This window comes from Streptomyces hygroscopicus subsp. hygroscopicus (assembly GCF_001553455.1).
In the GTDB taxonomy this organism is placed as follows: domain Bacteria; phylum Actinomycetota; class Actinomycetes; order Streptomycetales; family Streptomycetaceae; genus Streptomyces; species Streptomyces hygroscopicus.
Map to the genome: position 1 here is coordinate 1 of NZ_BBOX01000382.1, position 9,566 is coordinate 9,566.

At 73.7% G+C, this 9,566-nt stretch carries 10 protein-coding genes; 4 read left to right on the forward strand and 6 right to left on the reverse strand.

Going from position 1 to position 9,566, the window contains the following annotated elements:
* Nucleotides 1-453: 453 nt before the first annotated feature.
* Nucleotides 454-621 (reverse strand): DUF3117 domain-containing protein, encoded by a 168-nt coding sequence (locus tag AXW62_RS41780; protein WP_003966491.1) that lies wholly within the window; start codon nt 619-621, stop codon nt 454-456.
* A 354-nt stretch (nt 622-975) separates the two neighbouring features.
* Here AXW62_RS41780 and chcB point away from each other — a divergent pair, with 354 nt between their 5' ends.
* Nucleotides 976-1,779 carry a 2-cyclohexenylcarbonyl CoA isomerase gene (chcB, locus tag AXW62_RS32610; RefSeq protein WP_060947656.1) on the forward strand — a complete coding sequence of 268 codons (804 nt, stop codon included), beginning with the start codon at nt 976-978 and terminating at the stop codon, nt 1,777-1,779.
* A 79-nt stretch (nt 1,780-1,858) separates the two neighbouring features.
* Here the strand turns inward: chcB and AXW62_RS32615 are convergent, their stop codons facing one another.
* Together AXW62_RS32615 and AXW62_RS44200 are read right to left on the reverse strand one after the other, a co-directional pair.
* Nucleotides 1,859-2,455 (reverse strand): DNA-3-methyladenine glycosylase I, encoded by a 597-nt coding sequence (locus AXW62_RS32615; RefSeq protein WP_030822814.1) that lies wholly within the window; start codon nt 2,453-2,455, stop codon nt 1,859-1,861.
* On the reverse strand, nt 2,452-2,928 hold the full coding sequence (locus AXW62_RS44200) for a DivIVA domain-containing protein (protein WP_159061009.1): 477 nt from the start codon (nt 2,926-2,928) through the stop codon (nt 2,452-2,454). The genes AXW62_RS32615 and AXW62_RS44200 overlap by 4 nt, the downstream gene beginning before the upstream one ends.
* A 148-nt stretch (nt 2,929-3,076) precedes the next feature.
* On the opposite strand from AXW62_RS44200, the gene folP reads away from it, so the two are divergent.
* Nucleotides 3,077-3,937 carry a dihydropteroate synthase gene (gene folP / locus AXW62_RS32625; protein WP_060947657.1) on the forward strand — a complete coding sequence of 287 codons (861 nt, stop codon included), beginning with the start codon at nt 3,077-3,079 and terminating at the stop codon, nt 3,935-3,937.
* Between the two features lie 203 nt (nt 3,938-4,140).
* Here folP and AXW62_RS32630 read toward each other — a convergent pair whose 3' ends face one another.
* On the reverse strand, nt 4,141-4,893 hold the full coding sequence (locus tag AXW62_RS32630) for an LOG family protein (protein ID WP_060947658.1): 753 nt from the start codon (nt 4,891-4,893) through the stop codon (nt 4,141-4,143).
* 229 nt (nt 4,894-5,122) lie between these two features.
* On the reverse strand, nt 5,123-6,193 hold the full coding sequence (gene dapE, locus AXW62_RS32635) for a succinyl-diaminopimelate desuccinylase (RefSeq protein WP_030822804.1): 1,071 nt from the start codon (nt 6,191-6,193) through the stop codon (nt 5,123-5,125).
* Nucleotides 6,194-6,324: 131 nt separating this feature from the next.
* Here dapE and AXW62_RS32640 point away from each other — a divergent pair, with 131 nt between their 5' ends.
* Complete coding sequence (locus AXW62_RS32640; protein ID WP_060947661.1) at nt 6,325-7,233, forward strand: VldE C-terminal domain-containing protein; 909 nt, start codon at nt 6,325-6,327, stop codon at nt 7,231-7,233.
* A gap of 215 nt (nt 7,234-7,448) precedes the next feature.
* Nucleotides 7,449-8,021, forward strand: a complete 573-nt coding sequence (locus AXW62_RS46290) for a hypothetical protein (protein WP_060947659.1) — start codon at nt 7,449-7,451, stop codon at nt 8,019-8,021.
* A 423-nt stretch (nt 8,022-8,444) separates the two neighbouring features.
* Here the strand turns inward: AXW62_RS46290 and dapC are convergent.
* Nucleotides 8,445-9,566, reverse strand: a 1,122-nt coding sequence (gene dapC / locus AXW62_RS32650) for a succinyldiaminopimelate transaminase (RefSeq protein ID WP_060947660.1), incomplete at its 5' end; no start/stop codon positions are given.

Below are 9,566 nucleotides of genomic sequence, written 5' to 3' on the forward strand. Positions count from 1 at the left end.
GCGGCGAACGGGCGGACGGCGGGGAGCGGTCGGACGCGGCCCAGCGGCCAGGCAGGGCCCAGCGGCGGACGGCGGCGAGCAGCCGGACGGCGGGGAGCGCTCAGACGAGGCGCGGCCAGGCAGGGCCCAGCAACGGACAGCGGCGAGCGGTCAGACGAGGCCCAGCGGTCAAACGGGGTTCAGCGACCAGACAGCGGCGAGCGGTCAGACGAGGCCCAGCGGTCAGACGGGGTTCAGCGACCAGACGGCGGCGAGCGGTCAGACGGGGCTCAGCGGTCAGAGGGGACTCAGCGGCCAGGCGGGGCGAGCGGTCGGACGGGGCTGGGGCCGGGGGCGCGGCCCGTACGGTGGCCACGAGCGCGGCCCATACGAGCGAAAGCGCTGCCCCGGCGGTCGGTACCTGACGTACCGGCCGCCGGGGCAGCGCACGGATGATGGTGGGGCCTCAAGCGTTCAGCCGACGACCTTCTTCAGGGCGTCGCCGAGAGCGTCGGCCTCGTCCGGTGTCAGCTCGACGACGAGCCGACCGCCGCCTTCGAGCGGAACGCGCATGACGATGCCCCGCCCCTCCTTGGTCACCTCGAGCGGGCCGTCGCCCGTCCGCGGCTTCATGGCCGCCATGCTCGTTCCCCTTCCTGAAACCAGCTCATCGCAGCCGACAACCCAGGTGTCACCGGCATCGAACACGTTGCTTCCCCCTCATTATCCCGCATGGCACGACCCGATGACCAACATCGGTCGGCAACGCCTGTGCGAGACGCTCCCCCAAAACCACCCAATTCGGGGAGGCGATCGCGGTAGCGTACGCCCGCTGTCACCGAACGAAGGGTCGGTTCTTTGACGCAGGTCACATGTCGGTCGGTCATGATCTCCGGCATGCTGTGCGCTGACCGCCGCGGCGGGCCCGCTTCCCGGCCCGCCGGCGCGGCCGCCGCCCGAGCCGCCCGCGACCCAGCCCACCCCCGGAGGACCGCCATGGCCGACACCGTGCTCTACGACCTCACCGAGGGACTCGCGACGATCACGCTGAACCGCCCCGACGCGATGAACGCCCTGAACATCGACACCAAGGTGGCGCTGCGCGACGCGCTGCTGGAGGCCGCGGAGGACCCGGCGGTGCGGGCCGTGCTGCTCATCGGCTCCGGCCGTGCCTTCTGCGTCGGCCAGGACCTCAAGGAGCACATCGGCCTGCTGGCCGCCGACCGCGAGGGCAGCGGCGAGGGCTCGACCATGAGCACGGTGTCGCTGCACTACAACCCGATCGTCACCGCGATCGCCGGGATGCCCAAGCCGGTGGTCGCCGCCGTCAACGGGGTCGCGGCGGGCGCCGGGGCGGGCTTCGCCTTCGCCGCCGACTACCGGATCGTCGCCGACACCGCCTCCTTCAACACCTCCTTCGCCGGGGTCGCGCTGACCGCCGACTCCGGTGTCTCCTGGACCCTTCAGCGGCTGATCGGGTACGGCCGGGCGGCCGATCTGCTGCTCTTCCCGCGCGGGATCGACGCCCAGGAGGCGCTGGAGCTGGGCATCGCCCACCGGGTGGTGCCGGCCGACGAACTGGCCACCGAGGCGGCGGGGGTCGCCCGGCGGCTGGCCGAGGGCCCCACCGCGGCCTATGCGGCGATCAAGGAATCCCTCGCCTTCGCCGCGGGCCACACCCTCACCGAGGCCCTGGCCAAGGAGGACGAGTTGCAGCGCCGCGCGGGGGCGTCGGACGACCACGCCATCGCGGTGAACGCCTTCGTGAACAAGGAGAAGCCGCGGTTCACCGGCCGCTGACCGGCCCGCCCGGCCCGCCGCTCGCCCCTGACCGGCCCGCCCCCGCCCGACGGCCGCCGGCCGGCGGCCGTCGGGGCGGTCAGACCGCGGCGCGGACATGGCAGTCGGCGAGGTGGTCGTTGACCAGGCCGCACGCCTGCATCAGCGCGTACGCCGTGGTGGGCCCGACGAAGCGGAAGCCTCGCTTCTTGAGCTCGCGGCTGAGGGCCGTGGACTCCGGGGTGATCGCGGGCACGTCGGCGGTGGTCCGCGGGACCGGGCGGCCGTCGGCGGCCGGGGCGTGGGACCAGATCAGCTCGTCCAGCTCACCGGCCGCCAGCTCGGCCGCCGCGCGGGCGTTGGCGATCGTGGCGGCGATCTTGGCCCGGTTGCGGATGATGCCGGGGTCGGCGAGCAGCCGCCGCTCGTCGGCCTCGGTGAACTCCGCGACCTTCGCGATCGAGAAGTCGGCGAAGGCGGCCCGGAACCCCTCCCGGCGGCGCAGGATCGTCAGCCAGGACAGCCCGGACTGGAACGCCTCCAGACAGATCCGCTCGTAGAGCGCGTCGTCGCCGTGGACCGGGCGGCCCCACTCCGTGTCGTGGTAGAGGCGGTAGTCGGCCATGGTCTCGGCCTCCAGCCCCCAGGGGCAGCGCGGCAGACCGTCCGGCCCCGGAACCACGCCCTGCCCGCTCATGCGCCGTGCCCTTCGTAGCCGCGTCCCTCGAAGCCGTTCCCCTCGAAGCCCTTGCCCTCCAAGCCGCGCCCCTCGTGACCGGGGCGGGCCTCGGCGCCGCCGCGGTCGAAGCCGTGCTCGCCGGCCTCCGGGCCCGGCAGCGGATCGGAGCCGGACCCGGACGGCGGCGACAACGGTTTCGGGGGCGCCCCCGCGAGCGCCGCCTCCAGCTCGGCGATCCGCGCGTCCCGCTCGGCGAGCTCGGCGCCGAGGCGGCCCAGTACGTCGTCGACGTCCGCCATCCGGTAGCCCCGCAGCGTCATGGGCAGCCGCAGCGCCTCCACATCGGTGCGGGCCAGGGGCCGGTCGGCGGGCAACGGGGCGTCCAGCCGGTCCGGGGGCGCCTCGGGCAGCGGGCCGTCACCGCCCCCGACGACGGCGAGCGTGACCCCGCCGACCACCACGACCAGCGCGATCAGCAAGAACAAGAACACGGTGATCGTCTCCCCGGAAGATGCATGGTTGAGTCTGGGTCGGTCGGCGTCGGTCGGCCTCGGTGACTGTCTGCCTCGATCGTGCCATGCCCCTCCGACAGTTATCGTCGCTGCCCGCAACCTGGAAAAAGACGTGAAGGAAGTACGGATGCTGCGGCTGGGACGACGTGAGTTCGGCGAGAACGAGCGGGTGATCATGGCGATCGTGAACCGGACGCCGGATTCCTTCTACGACCAGGGGGCGACGTTCGGCGACGAGCCCGCCCTGGACCGCGTGGAGCGGGCGATCGCGGAGGGCGCCGCGATCATCGACATCGGCGGGGTCAAGGCCGGACCGGGTGCCGAGGTGAGCGCCGAGGAGGAGGTGCGGCGCACGGTGGGTTTCGTGGCCGAGGTGCGCAGGCGCCATCCGGACGTGGTGATCAGTGTGGACACCTGGCGCCATGAGGTCGGCGAGGCGGTCTGCGCGGCGGGCGCCGATCTGCTCAACGACGCCTGGGGCGGGGTCGATCCCCAACTGGCCGAGGTCGCCGCCCGCCACGGCGCCGGGCTGGTGTGCACCCACGCGGGCGGAGCCCGGCCGCGCACCCGGCCGCACCGGATCGGCTACGACGACGTGGTGGAGGACATCCTGCGGGTCACCCTGGGACTCGCGGAGCGCGCCGTCGAGCTGGGGGTGCGGCGGGACGGGATCATGATCGACCCCGGGCACGACTTCGGGAAGAACACCCGGCACTCGCTGGAGGCGACGCGCCGGCTGGGCGAGCTGACGGAGACCGGCTGGCCGGTCCTGGTCTCGCTGTCCAACAAGGACTTCGTCGGCGAGAGCCTGGACCGGCCGGTGAAGGAGCGGCTGATCGGCACGCTCGCGACGACCGCCATATCGGCCTGGCTGGGGGCCCGGGTCTACCGGGTGCACGAGGTGGCCGAGACCCGTCAGGTGCTGGACATGGTGTCGTCCATCGCGGGCCACCGGCCCCCGGCGGTCGCCCGCCGGGGACTGGCCTGACGGAAACCCGAAGGACCGCCGGCGACCGGCCCGCCCCTCCGGAACCCCGGAACCCGGCCCGCGGGAACCGCCGGACGGCCAGGAACCCGCCCGCGGAAACCTCCGGAACCCGGGAACCCGCCCACGGGAACCTCCGGAGCGCCGGGAGACGGCCCGCGGCGGGCCCGCCGGGACCGGGTCCGGCCGGGCCCCGAGGGAGGCGGTCAGATGCCGCCGGACTCCTTGGTCACCAGGTCGACCACCTCGTCGATGTCGTCGGTGAGGTGGAACAGCTCCAGGTCCTGCGGGGACGCCTTGCCCTCCGCGATCAGGGTGTGGGTGAGCCAGTCCACCAGGCCCTTCCAGTAGGCGCTGCCGAAGAGCACGATCGGGAAGCGGGTGACCTTCTTGGTCTGGACGAGGGTGAGCGCCTCGAAGCACTCGTCGAGCGTGCCGAGCCCCCCGGGGAGCACCACGAACCCCTGGGCGTACTTCACGAACATCGTTTTCCGTACGAAGAAGTAGCGGAAGTTGACCCCGATATCGACATACCGGTTCAGGCCCTGCTCGTACGGCAGCTCGATGCCCAGGCCGACCGAGACGCCGCCCGCCTCGCTCGCACCGCGGTTGGCGGCCTCCATCGCGCCGGGGCCGCCGCCGGTGATCACCCCGAAGCCCGCCTCGGCGAGGGCCCGGCCGATCCGCACCCCCGCCTCGTACTCCGGGGACCCCTCGGGCGTACGGGCGGAGCCGAACACGCTGATCGCCCGGCCGAGCTCGGCCAGGGTGCCGAACCCCTCGACGAACTCCGACTGGATGCGCATCACCCGGAACGGGTCCTCGTGCACCCAGTGAGTGGCCCCCTGGGTGTCCAGGAGGCGCTGATCGGTCGTCCCGGGTCGCATCTGGTGGCGGCGGCGCACGACCGGGCCCAGACGCTGCTCGTGCAGCGCTCGCTCTTCTTCGGCGTTGCCCACTGTGTGCTCCCTTCGCCAAGACCAAGATCTGGTCAAAGATCTGTGATTCAGAGTAGGCCCCCCTGGGCGGCCCGGAGCCGGAATCCCGGCCACGCTCACCCACCGAACCGCTGATCACGACGGTGCCCCGCCGCCCCGCCCAGCCGAGGCGGCGGGGCGGGGCGGCGGGGGCGGCGGGGCCGGCGGGGCCACCGGGGACGGCCAGGGCGGCGCGGAGCGGGTCGCGCCGCTAGCGGGTCAGCCAGGCCCGCAGCCGCTCCTCGGCCTCCAGGACGGCGGCGACCGGCACATGCTCCTCACGGGTGTGCGCCAGCTTCGGATCGCCGGGCCCGTAGTTGACGGCGGGCACGCCGAGCGCCGAGAAACGGGCGACGTCGGTCCAGCCGTCCTTGGGGGCCACCTCCGCCCCGAGCGTGTCCACGAAGGCTGCTGCCGACGGATGAGCGAGACCGGGCAGGGCGCCGGGCGCGCTGTCGGTCAGCTCGACGTCGAAGCCGGTGAAAACCTCCCGCACATGGGCGATGGCCTGCTCCTCCGAACGGTCGGGGGCGAAGCGGTAGTTCACGGTCACGTTGCAGAAGTCCGGGATGACGTTGGTGGCGTGACCGCCGTCGATTCGTACCGCGTTGAGGCCCTCGCGGTAGGTGAGCCCGTCGATCTCCACGCGCCGGGGCACGTATCCGGCCAGCCGGTCCAGGATCGGCGCGGCCTTGTGGATGGCGTTCTCCCCGAGCCAGCTGCGCGCGGAGTGGGCCCGCCGCCCCCGCGTGGTCACCTCGGCCCGCAGCGTGCCCTGGCAGCCGCCCTCGACCCTGCCGTCGGTGGGCTCCAGCAGCACGGCGAAGTCGCCGGTCAGCCAGTCCGGGTGGTTCCTGGCCAGCCGCCCCAGCCCGTTGAGCTCGGCGGCGACCTCCTCGTGGTCGTAGAAGACGAAGGTGAGGTCGCGGCCCGGCTCGGGCACGGTGGCGGCCATCCGCAGCTGTACGGCGACGCCGGACTTCATGTCGGAGGTGCCGCAGCCCCACAGCACGCCGTCCTCGTCCAGCCGGGAGGGCACGTTGTCGGCGATCGGCACGGTGTCCAGGTGACCGGCCAGCACGACCCGCTCGTCCCGCCCGAGGTGCGTACGGGCGACGACGGCGTCCCCGTCCCGGTCGACGGTCAGGTGCGGCAGGGCCCTCAGGGCCTGCTCGACGGCGTCGGCGAGCGCCTTCTCCTCACCGCTGACCGAGGGGAAGTCGACGAGCCGGGCGGTGAGCCGGGCCGCGTCCAGGGACAGGTCGAGTGCTGGATGTGCCATACCCGCGACCCTAGCCGGTCGGCTCCCGCCACCGGCCGCCCCCCGGTCCCGGCAGCCCCCGCAACGTGGTGTTCCCGCCACCGTTTCCTGATCCGGCCGAGCCGTGCCCGGGGCTCCAGTACCGTGTGCGCGTGCCCCTGCCCGTCTTCTCCAGCCGCGCCCGACTGCTGAGGGCCGCGGTCGCCTGTACCGTTCTGCTGGCCCTGGCCGGATACCTGGCGGCGCAACTGGTGACGGGTGGCGTGGGACCGCCGCGCTGTCTGGTGCGGGCGAACGGCACGGACCTGCTGCTGTCCCCCGAACAGGCCGTCAACGCCGCCACGATCGAGGCCGTGGCCGCCTCCCGGGGGCTGCCGGAGCGGGCCGTCACCATCGCACTGGCCACCGCGCTCCAGGAGTCGGGGCTGCGCACCATCCGCCATGGCGACCGGGATTCACAGGGGCTGTTCCAGCAACGCCCGTCCCAGGGCTGGGGCAGTGTGCGGCAGGTCCGTGATCCGGTCTACGCCGCCGGGAAGTTCTACGACGATCTGGTGCGGGTGCCCGGCTATTCGCGGCTGCCGCTGACGGTGGCGGCGCAGCGGGTGCAGCGCAGCGGTTTCCCCCAGGCGTACGCCAAGCACGAGACCGAGGCGGTGCTGCTGACCGGTGCGCTCACCGGGCGCTCCCCGGCGGCCGTCAGCTGCCCCGGGCCGCCGGACGACGGCCGGGCGGGCGATCCGGCGCGGGTCCGGGCGGCGCTGAAACGGGAGTTCGGCTCCGAGGCGGAACCGCGCCCGGCCCCGGCCGGGCACGGCGGCGGCGAACAGGCCGGCTCGTCCTCCGCGGTGCTGGTCCCGGCGCCGCGGGGGACGGCGAGGAGAGGCGCGGGGCAGCGCGGCTGGCAGATCGCCCACTGGGCGGTGGCCCACTCGGACGAGTTGCGCATCGAACGTGTCTCTTATCGCGGACGCGAATGGAACGCGCGGAATTCAGCGGCCGGATGGCGTCCGGTCAAGGGGATTTCCGAGGCGGAAGTGCGGATCGTCACCACGCGATAGCGGAGGGAATCACCGCAGTTCAGAGCGGTTGGCCGGGTATTCGGCAGCACATACGGAGGAATGACCCGGGCGTATTACGTGCAGAAACGGATAATGCGACGTATTGCCAACTCTTTACCTTGGCGTACCGCAACCTTCGCGCGGCTCACGCGATATTCACAGCGTCCGAATCACCGGACAGCGCACGCCAATTGTCCCTCCGTCAAAGGAGCACCATGTCCCTCCCTCTCACCCGTCGGATCGCCCGCACCGCGCTGCTGGTCGCGGTGAGCGCGGCTCCCGTCGTCGGGGCCGCCGGCGTCGCGAGTGCGGCGGAGCCGGCCCAGCCGCAGTCCTCCGCGCCGGGGCTGTCCTCGCTGGACACCGCCTCCGTCGGTCAGGTCGCCGACGTCGCCTCGCAGCAGGTCGGGAGCACGGCGGGTGACGTCAGCGGCAAGGCCGGCGGAACCGTCAAGGAGCTCCTGTCGGGGAAGGCCGCCCCGGCGGCCGCGACCCCGGCCAAGCCCGTCAAGCCCGCGAAGGCCGTGAAGACCCACCGGGCCGCCAAGACCCACCGGGCCGCCAAGGCCACCCCGGCCAGGGCCGCCCACGCCAAGGCCGCCGCCAAGGGCGAGGGCAAGGCCGCCGGGCACGGGAAGGGCAGGGGCGGCGCCCACGCCAAGGGCAAGGGCAAGGCGGCCCGGCCCGCCGAGGCCGCCGCCCCGGCGGCCCCCGCGCCGAGCGCCCCGCAGGGCCCGGACCTCCCGCTCAAGGGCCTGCCGCTCAAGGGCCTGCCGCTGCTCGGCTGATGGTGCCGGACGGCATACGCAGGGCCCGGGGAGTCGCGGCGGTTTCCAGCGCTCCCCGGGCCCATACGCCGATCGATCCGCCGCCCGGCCTCCCCGCCCAAGCAGCCGCCCGGCCCCACTCGCTCAGACAGCCGCCCGGCCTTCCTGCCCAGACAGCCCACCGGCCTCCCCGCTCAAGCGGCCGACCGGCCTCCCCGCCCAGACAACCGACCGGCCTCACAGCTCAAGCAACCGACCGGCTTTCCTGCCCAGACAGCCCACCGGCTTCCCCGCTCAAGCGGCCGACCGGCCTCCCCGCTCGGACGACCAACCGGCCTCACAGCTCAAGCAACCGACCGGCTTTCCTGCCCAGACAGCCGACCGACCGCCCGCTCAAGCAACCATCCGGCCTCCCCGCCCAGGCAGCCGACCGGCCTCCCGTGCTCAGCCCGCCAGCCGGCGGACCGCCGCCGCCACGCGCTCGTCGGTCGCCGTGAACGCGACCCGGACGTGCCGCTCCCCCGCCGGGCCGTAGAACTCGCCCGGTGCCACCAGGATGCCCAGTTCGGCGAGGGCGCCCACGGTCTCCCAGCACGGCTCGTCCCGCGTCGCCCACAGATACAGCGACGCCTCGCTGTGGTCGATGCGGAAGCCGTGGCCCTCCAGCGCCGAGCGCAGCGCGGCCCGGCGCCGCTCGTAGCGCTCGTGCTGCTCCGCCACGTGCTTGTCGTCGCCGAGCGCCGCGACCGTGGCCGCCTGCACCGGTGCGGGCACCATCATCCCGCCGTGCTTGCGGATCTTCAGCAGCTCGCCCAGCACCGCCTCGTCACCGGCGAGGAAGGCCGCCCGGTAGCCCGCCAGATTGGACCGCTTGGACAGCGAGTGGACCGCCACCAGCCCGTCGAAGGACCCGCCGGAGATCTCCGGGTGGAGCACGGAGACCGGGTCCGTCTCCCAGCCGAGCTCCAGGTAGCACTCGTCGCTGACCACCAGCACCCCGTGCTCGCGGGCCCAGGCGACCGCGGTGCGCAGCTCGTCCTTGGACAGCACCTGGCCGGTGGGGTTGGACGGGGAGTTGAGCCACAGCAGCTTGAGCCCGGCCGGGTCGAGGCCGGTCCCCGCGACACCGTCCGCGAAGGCCCGCGCGTCGTACGGCACCGGCTCGGCGCCCGCCAGCCGCGCGCCCACCTCGTACGTCGGGTAGGCGAGCCGGGGGAAGGCGACCCGGTCGCCGGGGCCCAGGCCCAGCTGCGCCGGCAGCGAGGCCACCAGCTCCTTGGAGCCGACCACCGGCAGCACCTGGGTGTGCTTGACACTGGCCGCGCCCAGCCGCCGTTCCACCCAGCCGGTGAGGGCGTCCCGCAGCGCGGCCGTGCCCCAGACGGTCGGATAGCCGGGGCTGTCCGCGGCGTCGGCGAGCGCCGCGCGGACCAGCTCGGGAACCGGGTCGACGGGGGTGCCCACCGAGAGGTCGACGATGCCGTCGGGGTGGGCCGCGGCGGTCGCCTTGTACGGTTCGAGCCGGTCCCAGGGGAAGACCGGGAGGCGGGCGGAGACGGGTGACAC

Excerpts from the sequence above, each read along its gene's own strand:
- folP (WP_060947657.1), top strand. The coding sequence starts at position 3,077 with ATGCTGCGGCTGGGACGACGTGAGTTCGGCGAGAACGAGCGGGTGATC.
- AXW62_RS46290 (WP_060947659.1), top strand. The coding sequence starts at position 7,449 with ATGTCCCTCCCTCTCACCCGTCGGATCGCCCGCACCGCGCTGCTGGTC.
- dapE (WP_030822804.1), bottom strand. The coding sequence starts at position 6,193 with ATGGCACATCCAGCACTCGACCTGTCCCTGGACGCGGCCCGGCTCACC.
- chcB (WP_060947656.1), top strand. The coding sequence starts at position 976 with ATGGCCGACACCGTGCTCTACGACCTCACCGAGGGACTCGCGACGATC.
- AXW62_RS32615 (WP_030822814.1), bottom strand. The coding sequence starts at position 2,455 with ATGAGCGGGCAGGGCGTGGTTCCGGGGCCGGACGGTCTGCCGCGCTGC.
- AXW62_RS41780 (WP_003966491.1), bottom strand. The coding sequence starts at position 621 with ATGGCGGCCATGAAGCCGCGGACGGGCGACGGCCCGCTCGAGGTGACC.